The 16,184-nt window shown below is 62.1% G+C and carries 14 protein-coding genes; 3 read left to right on the forward strand and 11 right to left on the reverse strand.

Going from position 1 to position 16,184, the window contains the following annotated elements:
- Positions 1–84: 84 nt before the first annotated feature.
- Positions 85–735: a pentapeptide repeat-containing protein gene (locus tag AB0O87_RS11550; RefSeq protein ID WP_363515761.1), complete on the forward strand. Its 651-nt coding sequence runs from the start codon at positions 85–87 to the stop codon at positions 733–735.
- On the opposite strand, the gene AB0O87_RS11555 is transcribed toward AB0O87_RS11550, so the two are convergent.
- The 4 genes from AB0O87_RS11555 to AB0O87_RS11570 are packed head-to-tail and all read right to left on the reverse strand — an operon-like array spanning position 725 to position 5,622.
- Entirely contained in the window at positions 725–2,233 is a 1,509-nt protein-coding gene (locus AB0O87_RS11555; RefSeq protein ID WP_363515764.1) for an ABC transporter ATP-binding protein, read from the reverse strand. The genes AB0O87_RS11550 and AB0O87_RS11555 overlap by 11 nt on opposite strands.
- Complete coding sequence (locus AB0O87_RS11560; RefSeq protein WP_363515766.1) at positions 2,230–3,042, reverse strand: ABC transporter permease; 813 nt, start codon at positions 3,040–3,042, stop codon at positions 2,230–2,232. Before AB0O87_RS11560 ends, AB0O87_RS11555 begins: the two co-directional genes overlap by 4 nt.
- Complete coding sequence (locus AB0O87_RS11565) at positions 3,039–3,983, reverse strand: ABC transporter permease (RefSeq protein WP_363515769.1); 945 nt, start codon at positions 3,981–3,983, stop codon at positions 3,039–3,041. Before AB0O87_RS11565 ends, AB0O87_RS11560 begins: the two co-directional genes overlap by 4 nt.
- A 28-nt stretch (positions 3,984–4,011) precedes the next feature.
- Positions 4,012–5,622 carry an ABC transporter substrate-binding protein gene (locus AB0O87_RS11570; RefSeq protein ID WP_363515772.1) on the reverse strand — a complete coding sequence of 537 codons (1,611 nt, stop codon included), beginning with the start codon at positions 5,620–5,622 and terminating at the stop codon, positions 4,012–4,014.
- Between the two features lie 170 nt (positions 5,623–5,792).
- On the opposite strand from AB0O87_RS11570, the gene valS reads away from it, so the two are divergent.
- Together valS and AB0O87_RS11580 are read left to right on the forward strand one after the other, a co-directional pair.
- On the forward strand, positions 5,793–8,408 hold the full coding sequence (valS, locus tag AB0O87_RS11575) for a valine--tRNA ligase (protein WP_363515775.1): 2,616 nt from the start codon (positions 5,793–5,795) through the stop codon (positions 8,406–8,408).
- On the forward strand, positions 8,408–8,632 hold the full coding sequence (locus AB0O87_RS11580; protein WP_363515778.1) for a hypothetical protein: 225 nt from the start codon (positions 8,408–8,410) through the stop codon (positions 8,630–8,632). Before valS ends, AB0O87_RS11580 begins: the two co-directional genes overlap by 1 nt.
- 389 nt (positions 8,633–9,021) lie before the next feature.
- Here AB0O87_RS11580 and clpX read toward each other — a convergent pair whose 3' ends face one another.
- From clpX to AB0O87_RS11615, 7 genes are all read right to left on the reverse strand, one after another.
- On the reverse strand, positions 9,022–10,290 hold the full coding sequence (gene clpX / locus AB0O87_RS11585; RefSeq protein WP_363515781.1) for an ATP-dependent Clp protease ATP-binding subunit ClpX: 1,269 nt from the start codon (positions 10,288–10,290) through the stop codon (positions 9,022–9,024).
- Between the two features lie 167 nt (positions 10,291–10,457).
- Positions 10,458–11,309 (reverse strand): aldehyde dehydrogenase family protein, encoded by an 852-nt coding sequence (locus tag AB0O87_RS11590; protein WP_363515784.1) that lies wholly within the window; start codon positions 11,307–11,309, stop codon positions 10,458–10,460.
- A complete protein-coding gene (locus AB0O87_RS11595; protein WP_363515787.1) occupies positions 11,306–12,775 on the reverse strand; it encodes an aldehyde dehydrogenase family protein in 1,470 nt (489 codons plus the stop codon). The genes AB0O87_RS11590 and AB0O87_RS11595 overlap by 4 nt, the downstream gene beginning before the upstream one ends.
- 13 nt (positions 12,776–12,788) lie before the next feature.
- Positions 12,789–13,790, reverse strand: a complete 1,002-nt coding sequence (gene deoC / locus AB0O87_RS11600; RefSeq protein ID WP_363515790.1) for a deoxyribose-phosphate aldolase — start codon at positions 13,788–13,790, stop codon at positions 12,789–12,791.
- Positions 13,787–14,704, reverse strand: coding sequence for a sugar-binding domain-containing protein (locus tag AB0O87_RS11605; protein ID WP_363515792.1), 918 nt, complete (start codon positions 14,702–14,704; stop codon positions 13,787–13,789). Before AB0O87_RS11605 ends, deoC begins: the two co-directional genes overlap by 4 nt.
- Before the next feature lie 170 nt (positions 14,705–14,874).
- Positions 14,875–15,516 carry an ATP-dependent Clp protease proteolytic subunit gene (locus AB0O87_RS11610; RefSeq protein ID WP_363515795.1) on the reverse strand — a complete coding sequence of 214 codons (642 nt, stop codon included), beginning with the start codon at positions 15,514–15,516 and terminating at the stop codon, positions 14,875–14,877.
- A gap of 20 nt (positions 15,517–15,536) precedes the next feature.
- Positions 15,537–16,133 (reverse strand): ATP-dependent Clp protease proteolytic subunit, encoded by a 597-nt coding sequence (locus AB0O87_RS11615; protein WP_363515798.1) that lies wholly within the window; start codon positions 16,131–16,133, stop codon positions 15,537–15,539.
- Positions 16,134–16,184: the final 51 nt, after the last annotated feature.

Consider the following 16,184-nt stretch of genomic DNA (forward strand, 5'->3'; position numbering starts at 1 on the left):
GGAGTCTGGCACCAGGTACGTCATAGCGCGCGGCGACTGCAGCTCGTGGACGTGGATGTCGTCGGCTCGCCATACGCTCGAGGGATGGCCCGCACATCTGAGTCTCCTGCTCCTCCCCGCGTCTCGGCTCCTGATGTTCCGCCGGTGCTGGAGCTGGCGACACCGCGGCGCAGTGCAGACCTCATCGCATCTCGCCTTGAACTCAGCGGGGCCGTTGATCTCGCCTACGCGATGCTGGAGCAGTGCAGGGTCAGTGCCGAGGCCGACACTGTTGATTTGACGAGTGCGACGCTTCTCGATGTAGAGATCGTTGACGCACGCATCGCTTCGCTGCGTATGCGCGATACCAACGTGCGACGGCTGCGTATCAGTGGCGGACGGATCGGCACTCTTGATCTCAGTGAGGCGCGCATTTCGGAGCTAGAGCTGAACGACGTGCGAGTCGAGTACCTGAATCTCGGTGGGGCGAAGGTGAGCGATCTGGAAGTGTCCGGTTGCGCTATCCGCACGATCGATATGCCGCTGTCTACACTCACCCGCGTGCGTTTCACTGCTACGTCAAGCGACGAGGTCGATCCGCGAGGGATGCGTGCGAAAGACGTTGATCTACGAGGACTCGATGCGTCGGCGTATCTCGATGCGAACAGCCTGCGCGGTGCCACATTCACGCCGTTTCAAATGCAGCAGCTCGCGCCGATGTTCGCGGTCAGCCTTGGCATCCAGATCAAAGATTGACGCGCCCGCTCGCTGCCAACAGCTCCCGCGTAAACGCATGCTGCGGCGCTGAGAACACCGTTGCCGTGGCGCCCTGCTCCACAATCCGTCCTTCTTGCATCACCAGTACGTAATCGGCGACAGCTCCCACCACGTCCAGATCGTGCGAGACAAGGATCATGGTCAGTTGTCGCTCCTGCTGTAGCCGTTCGAGAAGCCGCAACACACGTTCGCGTACCGACGGGTCAAGCGCCGAAACCGGTTCGTCCAGCACCAACACGTTGGGGTCTGCGGCGAGCGCTCTGGCGATGGCTGCGCGCTGTCGTTGACCGCCCGAGAGAGCGTGTGGTCGCCGCGCAGCAAGTTCTGCTGGGAGCCCGACTTCCTCCAGGAGATCGGTAACGCGCCGTGTGCGCTGGCTGCGCTCGACGCCACCCGCTTCGAGGGCCTCTCGAAGCGATCGCTCGATCGTCCATCTCGGGTCGAATGCCCCCAACGGGTTTTGGTGCACGAGTTGCACTCGCGGATTGCTCCTCCACAGCAGAGTGCCCGTATCTGGTGCTTCGATGCCGACGATCATTCGCGCGAGTGTGGTCTTGCCTGACCCTGATTCCCCCACGACCCCGATCGTCTGAGCTTCGGCGACGGTAAAGCTCGCTCCGGCAACTGCTGGGGCGTTGGAGAAGCTCTTGGAGAGGTCGTTAGCTACCAGTAGCGGTGCCGTGTCCGTGGGGTCAGTGACTCTGGGTGCGTGCATGGTGGCAGCGATGAGCTGCTGAGTGTATTCGTGCTGGGGTCTTTCTAACACTTCACTGACGGCACCTGATTCCACTACTTCCCCTGCCCTCATCACGAGCACTCTGTCGGCGAGCTGTCGGACGGCCGCAAAATCGTGGCTGATGAAGACCACGGCCGTTCCGGCATCGGTAATCTCACGCAGGAGCGCCAGGATGCGGGCCTGCACGGTCGCATCGAGGGCGGTGGTGGGCTCGTCAGCTATCAGGATTGTGGGAGTTGCGGCGAGCGCGGAAGCGATCAAGGCACGCTGCCGTAGACCGCCAGAGAGTTCGTGCGGGTACTGTTTCGCTCGCCTTTCCCCCTCTGGCATCGATACGCGCTGCAACAGGTCCTGCACACGCTGTTGTCGACCGGCCCGTGAATGCACCAGCCGGTGCAGGCGCAGCGGTTCCTCAATTTCTGCGCCGATGCGACGCAACGGGTCAAGGGAAACGAGCGCATCTTGGGAGACAAGCGCGATGCGGTCGCCGCGGATCTTCCTCCACTCTCGCTCGGCAAACTCGCTCGCGTCGGTGCCATCGATACGGAGATGGTCTACGCCGACGGTGGCGTCTGGGGGCAACAAACCCAGGAGCGCTCTGGCGGTCAGGGACTTACCTGCACCAGATTCGCCGACAATTGCGACGCACTCGCCCTGTTCCACCGCGAAAGAGACACCGTCAACAACCCGGTCGCTGGCGAACGCTACCCGTAACCCTTGCACTTCGAGCGCCGCGGTCATGATGCTCCCCTGTCTGCCCGTGCGCGCAGGATGCGTCCGATTACCGTTGCCGAAACGACAGTGAGAGTGATGGCAATGCCGGGGAACAACGAGATCCACCAGGCTTGGCCGAGCACGTTTCGTCCGCCCGCAAGCATCAGGCCCCATTCTGGTGTGGGCTCGGAAGGGCCAAGCCCAAGGAAACTCAGACCTGCGGCCGCGAGGATGCTGGAGCCGATCCCGATGGTCGCCAGCACACTCAGCGCGCCGATGACGCCCGGCAGCACATGCCGGAAGAAGGCACGCACCGGCGGCACCCCCAAGATCTGAGCCGCCTCTACGTGCTCCGCCCTTCGCAGCGTCTGCGTCTGTACGCGGGCGAGCCTGATGTAGACGGGAACGGCAGCTACCGTCACGGCGATCGCGATATTCACGGGTCCTGGTCCCAGCACGGCTACGACAACCAGTGCGACGAGGAACTCGGGAAAAGCCATCAGGACGTCGTTTACTCGCATCACGGTGGTGTCGACCGGTTTTGGCGCTACTCCCGCGAGCCCCCCGATCAATAAGCCTCCGGTGAGAGCAACGGTGGTCGCAAAGAGTCCGATCCCCAAAGAGCGACTTGCGCCGTAGACCACGCGCGAGAAGACGTCGCGACCGCTCTGGTCTGTACCGAAGAAGTGTTCCGCACTGGGCGGGAGCAGGGCACCGCGAACATCCGTTTGGAGGGGATCGTGAGTGGCGAGCACCGCAGGCCATAGGGCCGCGAATCCGATCACAGCGAGAACCGCAATCGCTGCCCACAGCAGAATGCGTTGCGCGCGCTTCATCGAAGCCCCCTGTGACCATTCGACCTCGCGCGCGGATCAATCAAGGGCTGGAGGAGCTCAACGAGAAGGTTCACGACAACGAACACGAGTGCGCTCAGCAGAATGATGCCAGTGATGACGGGGAGATCGCGGTCGCTGATAGCGGCAAGGGTGACTCGACCAAGCCCCGGTCGAGCAAACACTGTCTCGACGAGCACCGCACCCCCGAGCACTGAACCGGTCAGGTAGGCGGCGAGTGTGATCGCCGATGCCGCGCCGTGGCGCAGTCCATGCCGCAACGTGAACCAAGAGGGTGTCGCCCCCCGTGCACGAACAGTCTCTGCAAACGGCATCCGCTCTGCCTGCATGAGCGCATCTCGCAGCACCTGGCTGAGCAACGCCGCAACGGGAAGAGCAAGCGTCACAGCCGGAAGCACAAGAGTGGCCGGATTACGTGCCCCTGATACCGGGAACCAGCCCAGGCCGAAAGCGAACACGCTGAGCAACACGAGTCCGATCCAGAACACGGGAGACGACAGCACCACCAGCTCCACACTGGCGGCAATCGTTCTCCCCACAGTGCCGCGCACGAAGACGGTCACGATCAACGCAAGCACCACGGCAAGCAGGAGAGCCAAGACGGAGAGTTGGATAGTCGCCCCCAGCTGCCTGCCGATCACCTCGGTCACCGGCATGCGCAACTGGTAAGACTCCCCCAGGTCCCCGCGTGCCAACTGGCCGATATACGAGAGGTACTGCTCGAACGGTGGTCGATCCAACCCGAGGTCGGCGCGAATGCCATCCTTCACCGCTTCGCTCACCTGCGCTTGGGGTCCCAGCATCACCGACACCGGATCTCCGGGAATCACCCGGAATGCGAGGAATGCCACCGTCGCCGCGCCCCAGAGCACGACGACAACAGAGGCGATGAGACCGGCGGCGCGGAAGAGAGCAGCCTTCACCACTCACTCCCTCCGCTCAGCCAGCGCTTTAGCCGACCGTCACATCGTAGAACAGCGGACGACCGTACAGGTCGTACTCCAACCCCTCCACCCGCTCGCCGACCGCTGTAATGGCAGCGGGGCTGTACAGGGGAACGATCGCTGTGTATTCCGCGTTCCACTGCTGCAACTGGGTGTACAGCTCGTTGCGTTCGTCCTGATCACTGCTGGCCACCGCCTGCTCCAACAGCGCGTCAATCTCGGGGTCGCTCACCTGGGACGCGTTCTGGAACCCATCGGTGTGCAGATGACTGCGCAACAGATCAGGGTCTACACCGGAGAAGCCCCAGTCAGTCAGATCGAACGTCTTCGGCTCATACTGCTCGTTGTACGCGCCGGGCTCCAGCACCTCACGCTCCACCTCAAACCCGATCGCCTTCAAATCAGACTGGATCGCGTTGGCGAGCGCCGCACGGTCATCCGGAACCGGCGTCCATGCAATCCACCGCACCGAAAGACGCTCGCCGTCTTTCATGCGAATGCCATCCTCGTCGCGCTCTGTCCATCCCGCGTCGTCGAGCAGAGCGTTAGCCGCATCCTGGTCGAACGGCCAGCTGTCTTCGAGCGTCGAGTCGTATCCAGGAGTTGTTGAACCCAAAATGCTCCACGCGCGAGGGTATTGTCCGAAGAAGATCTCTTCCACCGCGGCGTCGATATCGATGCCGCGCGCGAACGCCTGGCGCACCTTCTCGTCGGCGAACACACCGTACTCCTCATTCAGGTACAGCGAGTACGGCAGCCCGGGGTACTCGATCGAGTCGACAGTGAGGCTTTCGTCCAGGTCTTGGGCCAGGTTCGGAGGAATGTTGCTCGCAAGATCTGCCTCCCCACTCTCCGCCACCCCCGTGCGCACCGATGCCTCCGGCTGCACCTCGACGCGCAACGTCTCGAACTGAGGCGCCTTCGCTTCGTGAGGGCCCCACGCATAGTCATCGTTGCGGGTGTAAACGAGCTCTTGGTCTGGCGTGTACTCCGTCAGCTCGAACGGTCCAGTGCCGACGGTGATGCCAGGTCCGCCAGCCTTCAGCTGATCTGCCGAGGATTCGAGCACGGCTGGCGAGTAGAAACCGAGCTGTGCAGTGCTTGCCGCCTGCAGGAAGGGTGCATACGGCTGAGTGAAAGACACCGTGACGGTGTAGTCATCGATGACCTCTGTACCGTCATAAAAATCGGATCCGAGCATGCTCGCGGCCTGCGCGGAGGCGGTTTCCGGATCGACGATGCGATCGAAGTTCGCTTTCACTGCCGCGGCATCGAACGCTTCACCATCAGTGAACGTCACATCATCACGAAGCACGAAGGTGTATTCGGTGCTGTCGTCCGAAACCGTCCACTCCTTTGCGAGCCAGGGGGTAAACGTGCCGTCTGCCTCCTGGAACACCAGCGAGTCGAGCACCGCCCGCTGCACCATTCCGGAGACATCGAGCTGGCTCACCTGCGGATCCATGTGCCCCGCAGACAGGTTCGCTCCCTCAATTGACCAGACGAGCTCGCCGCCCCCCTCTTCCGAAGCAGGCGTGGCGCAGGCGCTGAGCACCAGTGCGCTGGCTGCGGTGAGTGCCACGAAGGGCAGGAGACGACGCACAGTATTTGCGGGCATAGCGGTTCCTCAGAACGAGCGGGTCGGGATATCTCCATCTTACGGCGAATTGTTGGACGGGGTCGATTTGCAGCGGAGTCCCCGCAGTACTTCGCTCGGTAGAATGGGCGACACCACCCACACTCAGGCACGCTCACACAGTGCCGCATACATCGCTCGAGGAGACGTCCATGCCTGCTTCCGCATCATCGCCGAACCAGATTCCTGACAAGCCAGCACTCGAAGGCCTCGAGACAAAGTGGGATGCCGCGTGGGCAGAGCAGGGCACCTACCTGTTCGACCGCATTCGTGCGGCACAGAGCGGCCGTGACGGCGTGTACTCGATCGACACTCCCCCGCCGACGGCCTCTGGCAGCCTGCACATCGGACACGTGTTCTCGTACACCCATACCGACGTAAAGGCCCGCTTCGAGCGCATGCGCGGCAAGACCGTGTTCTACCCGATGGGGTGGGACGACAACGGGTTGCCCACCGAGCGCCGAGTGCAGAACTACTACGGAGTGCGTTGCGACCCGTCGCTCCCCTACACCGAAGACTTCACTCCCCCGTTCGAGGGTGGAGACAACAAGTCCAGCCGCGCCGCTGACCAGCAGCCGATCAGCCGCCGCAACTTCATCGATCTGTGCGAACGCCTCACGATCGAAGACGAGAAGCAGTTCGAAGCGTTGTTCCGCCAGCTCGGATTGAGCGTGGACTGGTCACAGACCTACCGCACGATTTCGGACGACACGATCCGGCAGAGCCAGCTCGCTTTCTTGCGCAACATTGAGCGTGGCGAGGCATACCAGGCGATGGCCCCCACCCTGTGGGACATCGACTTCCGCTCCGCGATTGCGCAGGCCGAGCTTGAAGATCGCGACCAGCAAGCCGCGTACCACACCATCGAATTCCCTTTCGCTGACGGTTCAGGCTCGCTCACCATCGACACCACCCGTCCGGAACTGTTGCCCGCGTGCATTGCTCTGGTGACGCACCCAGAGGGTCCGCACAAGCACCTCATCGGCACCAAGGTGCGCACGCCTTTCTTCGGCGCCGAAATCGAGATCCACGGGCACCACCTCGCACAGCCAGACAAAGGCACCGGAGCGGCGATGGTGTGTACGTTCGGCGACGTGACAGACATCGTGTGGTGGCGTGAACTGCGCACCAGCGACAATGAGCCACTGCCCAACATGACGACGATCGGTCTCGACGGCCGATTCCTCCCAGAGGCGCCTGCGTCTGTTGCCGATGCAGACGCCGTCGCCTGGTACAACGACCAGCTCGCGGGGAAGACAGTCTTCAGTGCTCGCAAGGCGATCGTGGAGAAGTTGCAGGAGACCGGCGACATGACGGCGGTGGGCAAGCCGTTCAATCACGCCGTGAAGTTCTTCGAGAAGGGCGACCGCCCACTCGAGATCGTCTCCACACGTCAGTGGTACATCCGCAACGGCGCGCGCGACGGCGAACTCCGCGACAAGTTGATCGCGCACGGACAAGACCTCGCATGGCACCCCGACTTTATGCGCGTGCGGTACGAGAACTGGGTCGGCGGCCTCACCGGTGACTGGCTGGTGTCGCGTCAGCGCTTCTTCGGTGTGCCGATTCCGCTTTGGTATGGACTCGACGAAAACGGGGAACGCGACTACGACAGGGTCCTCACACCGGACGCCGCATCCCTGCCAATCGACCCGACCACCGACGTACCTGCCGGCTACACGGAAGAACAGCGCGGGGTTCCTGGCGGGTTTGAGGCCGAGGCCGACATTCTCGACACATGGGCTACGTCCTCCCTCACCCCGCAGCTGGCAGGCGGCTGGCAGCGTGACGAGGAACTGTGGGAGCTGACGGCACCGTTTGACCTGCGCCCCCAAGGCCAAGACATCATTCGCACCTGGCTGTTCTCTACGATGCTGCGCTCCGCCCTCGAAGACGACAGGACCCCGTGGCGCAACGCCGCGATTTCTGGCTTCATCGTCGACCCCGACCGCAAAAAGATGTCGAAGTCAAAGGGCAATGTGGTCACCCCGGCTGATGTGCTCGACAAGCACGGCTCCGACGCTGTGCGGTATTGGGCGGCTTCCAGCCGTCTCGGTATGGACGCGGCGTTCGACCCGCAGAACCCGACACAGGTGAAGATCGGCCGCCGACTGGCTATCAAGGTACTGAACGCGGCGAAGTTCGTCTTGTCGTTCCCCGTGCCGGAGGGCGCCGAGGTTTCGCACGCACTTGATGCGTCGATGCTGACCGCCCTCGATGGTGTCGTCGCCGAGGCGACCAAGGCGTTCGACCGGTACGACGCTGCTCGCGCTCTGGAACTCACCGAGGCCTTCTTCTGGACCTTCTGTGATGACTACCTGGAGCTCGTCAAGGAGCGTGCTTACAACCAAGCCGATCCTGGACAAGCCTCTGCGGCTCTGTCGCTGCGGTTGGCTCTTTCGACGCTCCTGCGCCTACTCGCGCCCGTGCTCTCGTTCGCGACTGAAGAAGCGTGGTCTTGGTTCGAAGAAGGCTCGGTGCACACCGCAGCCTGGCCGACACCGCTTGGCATCGAAGGCGACCCCGCCGTCCTGTCCGCCGCCAGCGAAGCACTCATTGGCATCCGCCGCGCGAAGACCGAGGCGAAGGCATCGCAGAAGACTCCGGTCTCCCGCGCGGCTATCGCCGCGCCAGCGGTAAAGCTCGATGCGCTGCGCGCGGCTGCCGACGATCTGCGGGCTGTCGGTCGCATTGCTGAGCTGGAATTCAGTGAGGCAGAGGAATTCGCCGTGACCGCGATCGAGCTCGCCCCGACTGAGGCCTCCTGATGCAGCTCGGCACTCGCTGGGCCGCAGGCGCTGAAGCTCCGGCTTCGGTGCCTGCGGCCCTGCGCCCGGCGATCGCTGAGGTCGAAAGCAGCCTCGGCGACGCAGCACACGGGCACTGGACGCTGACCTGGCTGGAAGGCCGAGCGATCGCAGAGCTCGATGCCGGCTGGGAAGTCTTCCAGACAGCATCAGGTGATGTTACAGCTCGCCCGTTCCAGGACTAAAAGCCCCACGACTGGGCACTCGTCTGTCGCGTGCGAATGCACAATTTCAGCGACCGATCCACTCCATCGCTTTGTACCAGGTGAGCTGGTGGTAGCTCTGGGCTAATTGGACACCGAGCCCATCCAACTCACGCGTATGCACAGCTATTGACTCGCTCTCGTCGAGTGACTGTTTGCCTACTTGCCGACAGTTCAGGGCTCTTCGACGACAATCGCTTTGTCGTTCGTGTCAACCGCCAGCACGGAGACTCAGTCTGCATATTCCATGACGTAGTACGGCGCTATCGTCCTACCAGAGGAGTCTTGACACTCGTCCGCGTGTAAACGAAGCCATCGGTCATCGACCAGCGTCGTTCGAGCGACTGTCGTCCAGGGCGCTGGATCCTGGCTCATGCGCTTTTACGCTTGCGCTCCATCACAATGGTGGGAGGCGCGCCCTCGTCGACAGCTGCGCGAGTGACGATCACCTTGGCGACGTCTTCTGCCGAGGGGATCTCGAACATGATCGGGCCCAGAACATCTTCGAGGATGGCACGGAGACCACGAGCACCCGTCTTGCGTTCGACGGCGAGGTCAGCGATAGAGCGCAGAGCCTCGTCTTCGAACTCAAGTTGCACACCGTCGATCTCGAACATGCGCTGATACTGCTTGACCAACGCATTGCGCGGGCCGGTGAGGATGTCGATGAGCGCCGACTGATCAAGCGGCGACACCGAGGTCACGACGGGCAGACGCCCGATGAACTCTGGGATCAGGCCGAACTTGTGCAGGTCTTCTGGGAGTACTTCGCTGTAGAGGTCAAGGTCTTTGTTCTTGTCGTGAAGCGGCGCACCGAAACCGATGCCGTGCTTGCCGACGCGCGCAGAAACAATATCGTCGAGTCCGGCGAAAGCGCCCGCCACGATGAACAGCACATTCGAGGTGTCGATCTGCAGAAATTCTTGGTGCGGGTGCTTGCGTCCGCCCTGCGGCGGCACAGAAGCAACGGTTCCCTCGATGATCTTCAAGAGCGCCTGCTGCACACCCTCACCTGAAACATCGCGAGTGATTGAAGGGTTCTCTGCCTTTCGGGCGATCTTGTCGACTTCGTCGATGTAGATGATGCCCTGCTCCGCCCGCTTGACGTCGTAATCCGCGGCCTGAATGAGCTTGAGAAGAATGTTCTCGACGTCTTCGCCGACATATCCAGCCTCCGTCAACGCGGTGGCATCTGCGACGGCGAATGGAACGTTGAGGCGCTTGGCAAGAGTCTGTGCGAGGTAGGTCTTTCCGCAACCCGTCGGTCCGATGAGCAAAATGTTGCTCTTCGCGATCTCGACCTCTTCTGCCTTTTGCTCGGCCGACTGCAATGTGCCGTGAGCACGCACGCGCTTGTAGTGGTTGTACACCGCGACGGAGAGGCTGCGCTTCGCCGATTCTTGACCGACGACATACTCCTCGAGGAACGCGAAGATCTCTCGCGGTTTCGGGAGCTCAAATTCAGCGACGCCCTCAGCGGAGGACTCCGCCATGCGCTCTTCGATGATCTCGTTGCAGAGCTCTACGCACTCATCGCAGATGTACACGCCGGGTCCGGCGATGAGTTGCTGCACCTGTTTCTGGCTCTTTCCGCAAAAAGAACACTTGAAAAGGTCGGCGCTTTCACCGATGCGGGCCATGCGCGTCCTCCCAGTGGGATCAGAGATCGTTCTTCGAGCCTAACCGCTGCATGCGACACCGGGCCGCATTGGCGCGGACCCGTCGTCGGATCGCGTAATGACACAGGGCCGGGCACCACCGAGGTGCCCGGCCCTGTGTCGGGTCAGCAAAGCGCTTGGACCAGTTTTTAGACCATGCTCTTCGTGTGCCAGACGGTCTTCACTTCAGTGAACGCACCAATCCGCTCCGGCGAGGCGATGACCTCTCCAGGGGGCAAGACGCGAGTGAGAGTCTCCGCCGCAGCAATCTGCATGTCGACCCAGTCCAGGTCACCAGCGCCAGCTAGATCGAGCGCGTTGACGTCCTGATGCGAGGCAAGCCACGGCGCCATTTCTGCCGGTGATCCCGTGAGCACGTTAACGACGCCGCCAGGCAGATCGCTGGTCGCCAGGACCTCAGCAAGGCTGATGGCCGACAACGGGTGCCGCTCACTGGCGATAACCACCACGCTGTTTCCCGCGACCAATGCGGGCGCCACGACCGATACGAGACCGAGCAATGCAGAGTCTTGCGGAGCGACGATCGCGACGACTCCGGTGGGCTCGGGTACGGAGATGTTGAAGTATGGGCCAGAAACCGGGTTCGCGTTACCGGCGACCTGTGCGTACTTATCGCACCACCCGGAGTACCAGACCCACAGGTCGATCGCTTCGTCTACCTGCGTCGCTGCGGCGGAGGAGGAAACACCCTCCTGAGCAACGATCTCGTCGATGAACTGCGAGCGTCGGCCTTCCAGCACCTCAGCGATGCGGTAGAGCACCTGGCCACGGTTGTAGGCAGTCGCTCCCGACCATCCTTTCACCGCGGCACGAGCGGCGACCACGGCGTCGCGGGCATCCTTGCGGGAGCCCTTCGCGGCGTTTGCCAGGAATGCGCCCTTGCGGGTCAGCACCTCATAGGTGCGGCCGGACTCGCTGCGAGGGAAGGCTCCACCGATCGCGAGCTTGTAAGTCTTGGGAACAGTAAGTCGCTTGCTCATTTTCCTTCTCCTCGGCTAAAACCCTGAGCATTTCGCGGGGTGAGGTAAGCAGTAAGCCCCTGCCGTCCACCCTCGCGGCCATATCCCGACTCTTTGTACCCACCGAACGGGCTCGCCGGGTCGAACCGGTTGAAGGTGTTGGCCCAGATCACCCCCGCACGCAGGCGGTCAGCGACAGCCAAAATGCGGGATCCCTTGTCAGACCAGATACCGGCAGACAAACCGTACGGCGTGTTGTTCGCCTTGGCGATGGCTTCCGCTGGTGTGCGGAAAGTGAGCACCGAAAGCACCGGGCCGAAGACCTCGTCGCGCGCAATCCGGTGCGAAGCCTCGACACCCGTGAAGATCGTCGGAGCGAACCAGAAACCGTTCTCGGGAATCGCGCAATCGGCCGTCCAACGCTCGGCGCCTTCTGCTTCGCCGATGTCGCTGAGTTCGCGGATGCGTGCCAGCTGGGCAGACGAGTTGATGGCACCGATGTCGGTGTTCTTGTCGAGCGGGTCACCCAGGCGAAGCGTTGACAGGCGGGTCTTCAGACGGTCAACAACTTCATCATGGATTGACTCCTGCACCAGCAGTCGGCTTCCAGCGCAGCAGACGTGACCCTGGTTGAAGAAGATGCCGTTGACGATACCTTCGACTGCCTGATCGATGGGCGCATCGTCGAACACGATATTTGCGGCCTTGCCACCCAGTTCCAGCGTCAGCTTCTTGTTCGTACCCGCAACGGCACGCGCGATGTCGCGGCCAACCCCGGTCGATCCGGTGAAGGCGATCTTGTTGACGTCAGGGTGACGCACAAGCGCGGATCCCGTTGCGCCCGCACCGGTGACGATGTTCACGACACCAGCCGGAAGCTCCGCTTGCTGCAGAATCTCTGCGAAGATCAGCGCGGTGAGCGGAGTCGTCTCGGCCGGCTTGATCACCACGGTGTTTCCCGCCGCGAGGGCAGGAGCGATCTTCCACGCCAGCATGAGCAGCGGAAAGTTCCACGGGATGATCTGACCAGCGACCCCGAGCGCCTGGGGGTTGGCGCCGAGCCCTGCGTGATCGAGCTTGTCTGCCCAGCCCGCGTAGTAGAAGAACCAGGAAGCCACGAGAGGCACATCGACGTCCCGGCTTTCCTTGATCGGCTTTCCGTTGTCGAGGCTCTCTGCGACAGCAAGTTCGCGAGCGCGCTCCTGCACAAGGCGAGCGATGCGGAAGAGGTACTTTCCTCTGTCGCGACCGCTCATCTTCGACCAGGTCTTGTCGTAGGCACGCCGAGCGGCGGCGACCGCACGATCAACGTCCTCGTCACTGGCGGAGGCGATCTCTGCGATGCGCTTTTCGGTGGCCGGGTTGATCGAGTGGAACGGTGTGCCAGCCCCATCGACGAACTCGCCGTTGATAAACAGACCGTAGCTGTCTTTGAGGTTGAGGACCGCAGTGGACTCCGGTGCCGGAGCGTATTCCAAAAATGTCATGTTTGTCTTCCCGTCAGTCGATCGTGACGTAGTCGGGGCCCGAGTAACGGCCAGAGCTGAGCTTCTGACGCTGCAAAAGCACGTCGTTCAGAAGGCTGGATGCACCGAACCGGAAAAGGTGTGGTTGCAGCCATTCCTCGCCGACCGTCTCTGCAACAGTGACGAGATACTTCACGGCGTCTTTCGACGAGCGGATACCACCGGCAGGCTTGACGCCGATCTTCTCCCCCGTGCCCTTGTGCCAGTCCCGCACTGTTTCGAGCATCAGCAGCGTGGTCGGCAACGTGGCTGCAGGCTGGATCTTGCCTGTCGAGGTCTTGATGAAGTCCCCTCCAGCCAGGATGCCGAGCCAGGAGGCACGCTTGATGTTGTCGTACGTGTTCAGCTCACCCGTCTCCAGGATCACCTTCAGCGAGGCGTACGAGCCGTCTTCACGACGGCATGCTTCCTTCACCTGAGCGATCTGATCGAAAACGAGGCCGTAGCGTCCAGAAAGAAAGGCTCCGCGATCGATGACCATATCGATCTCGTCCGCGCCCGCGGCAACCGCCTCAGCTGTGTCAGCGAGCTTGATCGCCAACGACGACCGACCGCTGGGGAACGCTGTGGCGACAGCCGCGACAGAAATCAAGCCGTCGTCCGGATCTCCGTGCGCTCCTGCAAGGGCAGTGACGGCGTCTGCGACCATGTCGCCATAGACGCACACTGCGGCTACCCGAGGGGTCGTCGCATCTGCGGCATCCGGCGTCTTGGCCTTCGCGACGAGCGAGCGCACCTTGCCAGGAGTGTCGGCGCCTTCCAAAGTCGTGAGGTCGATCAGCTTGATGATCGTATCGAGCGCCCACGCCTTTGATGTGGTCTTGATGGAGCGGGTGCCGAGACCGGCAGCGCGCTGCTCGAGACCGACGGCATCCACACCGGGAAGTCCGTGTAGGAAGCGTCGAAGTGTGGCGTCATCCGGCTCTCCGCCGAGGACATCCACCGCCGCCCTGCGGCTCAGTTCTTGGGTCGTCACTGTTCCTCCAACAATGCTCGTGCTGTGGTTTCATCGGTCACCAATACGCCACACAGTCCGCTTGTGACCACTGTGCGCGCAATGTCGTGCTTGGCAGGGCCTGCCGTCACGAAGACCGCGTGGGTAGCGCCGCGCAGCCGGTCCAGCGATACGCCGACCGTCCGTGCGTCAAGTTGTGAGTCGACGATGTTGCCTTCGGCGTCGACATATCGTCCGAGAACGTCACCGACGGCACCTCGCCGTGCGAGCTCGTCGACATCCTCAGCACTGAGGTAGCCGTTCTCGACATGTGCAGATGAGGCATCGCACGGTCCTGCTGTGAAGAGGAATGCCTGTGCTTCCGCTGCCTCTTCGAGAACGGCGGCAACAGTGCGGTCGGATTCAATCGCCTGCTTTGTCTCTACGCGTTCAAGAATCGCGGGGCTGGGCAGCAGTGATACTTGCCCCGATGCGCGCTGAGCAATCGTGACAGCCAGTCCGGCTGCGCCGCCGGAGCGGCGATTCAGGCTCACTCCCCCGTTCAGCTGAACGACAGTAACGCCGTTTGCCCAACCGTCGGGAAGTGCCTCTGCGACGGCGCGAAGTGTCCGCCCCCAACTCACACCGAGTGTGCGTGGAACAGGGCGCAACGCTGTCAAGAAGTCGGCAGCGGCCTGCGCCACGCGCTCGAGCGTCCCTTCGTCGCCTTCTGGCGAAGGGACAACGACAGCGTCAGTCAATCCGTACTGATCGACAAGTAGTCGCTCGAGGCCGAGGCGTCGCGCGCGCGGGTGAACGATTTCGATGCGCACGATGCCACGCTCGCGGGCCTGGGTCAGCAGGCGGCCAACCTTCCACCGAGAGATCTTGAGGAGTCCGCCGATCTCGTCCTGTGTTTTGTTCTCGTCGTAGTACAGCTCAGCGACACGAACCATAAGCAGATCTTCTTCCACAGCGTCCTCCTTCCTCCTCCAGCGTAGAGCCATATCCGCGTTCGCGCATCTGGATGCTCATATGCGCAGTACTCGCTCGACGGACTGCGCATCCGCCGGGGACGGCAAAAGGGCGCCCGTCGTAATGACGGACGCCCTTATGAACAGATGCGTTAGGCGCGCTTGCGCGTCGTGAGCACCTGGTCGACGATGCCGTACTCCAACGCCTGAGCGGCGGAGAGGATGTTGTCGCGATCGATGTCGCGGTTGATCTGCTCAGCAGGCTTTCCGGTGTGCTTCGCCATGGTCTCTTCGAGCCAGGTGCGCATGCGAAGAATCTCCGCGGCCTGAATCTCGATGTCAGAAGCCTGTCCCTGACCGGCCTCACCCATAGCAGGCTGGTGGATCAGAACGCGAGCGTTCGGGAGCGCGAGACGCTTGCCCGGAGCACCAGCAGCCAACAGCACCGAGGCAGCGGAGGCGGCCTGTCCGAGCACCACCGTCTGAATTTGCGGGGCAACGTACTGCATCGTGTCGTAGATCGCCGTCATCGCGGTGAAAGAACCACCGGGTGAGTTGATGTACATCGTGATGTCGCGCTCAGCATCCTGGCTCTCCAGGACGAGGAGCTGTGCCATGACGTCATCAGCCGATGCATCGTCTACCTGCACGCCGAGGAAGATCACGCGGTCTTCGAACAGCTTGTTGTACGGGTCCTGACGCTTGAAGCCGTAAGCCGTGCGCTCCTCGAACTGTGGAAGCACGTAGCGACTGGAAGGCATGTTGCCTGCGGATTGGAAAGTAGGGGTGTACATGATGTCCTTTCGAATCCGAATTACGCTGCGTCGTCCGCAGTGCCGCCGCCACCGGCGACATCACTAGCGTGCTCGCGAATGTGGTCAACGAAACCGTAGGCGAGCGCCTCATCCGCCGTGAACCAGCGGTCGCGGTCGCCGTCTTCGTTGATCTGCTCAACAGACTTTCCTGTCTGCCCAGCGGTGATCTCTGCGAGACGCTTCTTCATCGAGAGGATGAGCTGCGCCTGGGTCTGGATGTCACTTGACGTACCACCAAAGCCACCGTGCGGCTGGTGCAGCAGCACACGCGCGTTCGGCGTGATGTAGCGCTTGCCCTTGGTGCCACTGGTCAGCAGCAGCTGACCCATAGATGCCGCCATGCCGATCCCGACCGTGACGATGTCGTTCGGAACGAACTGCATCGTGTCGTAGATCGCCATTCCTGCGGTGATCGAGCCACCTGGCGAGTTGATGTAGAGGTAGATGTCTTTCTCAGAGTCTTCTGCGGCGAGAAGAAGAATCTTCGCGCAGATCTCGTTGGCGTTCTGGTCTCGCACCTCTGAGCCTAGCCAGATGATGCGATCTTTCAGCAGTCTGTCGAAGACGCTCGTTGCGACGAGGGGTTCTGCAGCCATGTCAGCTCCTGATTCCGTGTTTCAGTGATTCGAATCTACCGGCGACAACGC

The sequence above is a fragment of the Microbacterium sp. NPDC076768 genome (assembly GCF_040687205.1).
Classification (GTDB): Bacteria; Actinomycetota; Actinomycetes; order Actinomycetales; family Microbacteriaceae; genus Microbacterium.

Coding starts and splice junctions, on each gene's coding strand:
- AB0O87_RS11550 (WP_363515761.1), top strand. CDS start 85: ATGGCCCGCACATCTGAGTCTCCTGCTCCTCCCCGCGTCTCGGCTCCT.
- AB0O87_RS11555 (WP_363515764.1), bottom strand. CDS start 2,233: ATGACCGCGGCGCTCGAAGTGCAAGGGTTACGGGTAGCGTTCGCCAGC.
- AB0O87_RS11560 (WP_363515766.1), bottom strand. CDS start 3,042: ATGAAGCGCGCGCAACGCATTCTGCTGTGGGCAGCGATTGCGGTTCTC.
- AB0O87_RS11570 (WP_363515772.1), bottom strand. CDS start 5,622: ATGCCCGCAAATACTGTGCGTCGTCTCCTGCCCTTCGTGGCACTCACC.
- valS (WP_363515775.1), top strand. CDS start 5,793: ATGCCTGCTTCCGCATCATCGCCGAACCAGATTCCTGACAAGCCAGCA.
- AB0O87_RS11580 (WP_363515778.1), top strand. CDS start 8,408: ATGCAGCTCGGCACTCGCTGGGCCGCAGGCGCTGAAGCTCCGGCTTCG.
- clpX (WP_363515781.1), bottom strand. CDS start 10,290: ATGGCCCGCATCGGTGAAAGCGCCGACCTTTTCAAGTGTTCTTTTTGC.
- AB0O87_RS11590 (WP_363515784.1), bottom strand. CDS start 11,309: ATGAGCAAGCGACTTACTGTTCCCAAGACTTACAAGCTCGCGATCGGT.
- AB0O87_RS11595 (WP_363515787.1), bottom strand. CDS start 12,775: ATGACATTTTTGGAATACGCTCCGGCACCGGAGTCCACTGCGGTCCTC.
- AB0O87_RS11605 (WP_363515792.1), bottom strand. CDS start 14,704: ATGGTTCGTGTCGCTGAGCTGTACTACGACGAGAACAAAACACAGGAC.
- AB0O87_RS11610 (WP_363515795.1), bottom strand. CDS start 15,516: ATGTACACCCCTACTTTCCAATCCGCAGGCAACATGCCTTCCAGTCGC.
- AB0O87_RS11615 (WP_363515798.1), bottom strand. CDS start 16,133: ATGGCTGCAGAACCCCTCGTCGCAACGAGCGTCTTCGACAGACTGCTG.